The sequence below is a fragment of the Streptomyces sp. 13-12-16 genome (assembly GCF_002114215.1).
Lineage (GTDB): Bacteria > Actinomycetota > Actinomycetes > Streptomycetales > Streptomycetaceae > Streptomyces.
Genome location: NZ_NCTE01000626.1, coordinates 1 through 1,279, shown reverse-complemented (window position 1 = coordinate 1,279; position 1,279 = coordinate 1). Strand labels below are relative to the sequence as shown.

Below are 1,279 nucleotides of genomic sequence, written 5' to 3'. Positions count from 1 at the left end.
CGGGCCGTGGCCGGTGTCCGCCGTGGCGAGGGTGCCGTCCGCCGTGCCGGCGGCCGGGGCCGCCAGGGCGGGCCGGTCGTCCGGTGCGGGGACGGCCTCGTGGCGCGCGATGCCGTCGGGCATCCGCGCGGAGGCATGCTCCTCGTGCCGTGCCTCCGGCGATGTCCCGCCACCGGGGCGTTCCGTCGCGCCGTCGTCCAGCAGGACGGTGGGGAGCAGGACGACCGCGGTGGTGCCACCGTACGGAGAGGCCCTGAGGTGCACCTTGATGTCGTGCCGGGCGGCGAGCCTGCTGACCACGAACAGGCCGAGCCGGTCACTGTCGAACAGGTCGAGCGCCTCGGACTCGGTGATGCGGCGGTTGGCCTCGGCGAGGGTCTCCTTGCCCATGCCCAGTCCCCGGTCCTCGACCTCGACGGCGTAACCGTTGCCGACGGGTTCGCCGGTGACGCGTACGCGCGTGTGGGGCGGTGAGAACTGGGCGGCGTTCTCGATGATCTCGGCGAGGAGGTGGGTGAGGTCGGCGACGGCCGCGCCGACGACGGACGCCTCGGAGAGCTGCCGTACCTCCACGCGCGCGTAGTCCTCGACTTCGGACACGGCCGCGCGCACCACGTCGGTGAGCGGTACGGGCATGCGCCAGGCGCGGCCCGGTGCCGCTCCGGAGAGGATGATCAGGCTCTCCGCGTGGCGCCGCATCCGTGTGGTGAGGTGATCGAGGCGGAAGAGGTCGCTCAGCTCGTCGGGATCGTCGGAGCGGCGTTCCATGCTGTCCAGGAGGCCCAGTTGCCGGTGGACGAGGATCTGGCTGCGGCGGGCGAGATTGACGAAGACGCCGGAGATCCCGCCGGCCAGCTCCGCGCGCTCCACGGCGGCGCGCAGCGCGGCGCGGTGCACCGTGCCGAGGGCCTCGGCGACCTGACCGGTCTCGTCCTGGGCGGGCGGCCCGGGCGGGGCCTCCGCGCGGATGTCGATCTCTCCGCCCGAGCGCAGTCTCCGCATGGCCTCGGGGAGTTTGCGGCGGGCGATCTCCAGGGCGTCGTTGCGCAGGCCGACCAGCTCGACCACGAGGCCCCGGCCGATGCGTACGGAGATGACGAGCGACGCGGCGACGGCGGCGAGGCCGAAGAGCACGGCGGCGCCGGCCGGGGTGAGCAGTCCGCGGGTGAACGGGTCGGCCCGGTGGGCGGCGCCGGTGGCCGCGTCGGTCTCGACGCTCCGCATGCCGTCCCGCACGCGCGCGTGCGCCGTGTCCCAGGTGTCCCGCGGGACCGCGTGG

1 protein-coding gene is annotated in these 1,279 nt (G+C 74.7%); it reads right to left on the bottom strand.

Going from position 1 to position 1,279, the window contains the following annotated elements:
- Nucleotides 1–1,279, bottom strand: a 1,279-nt coding sequence (locus tag B7767_RS24530) for a sensor histidine kinase KdpD (RefSeq protein ID WP_256923551.1), incomplete at both ends; no start/stop codon positions are given.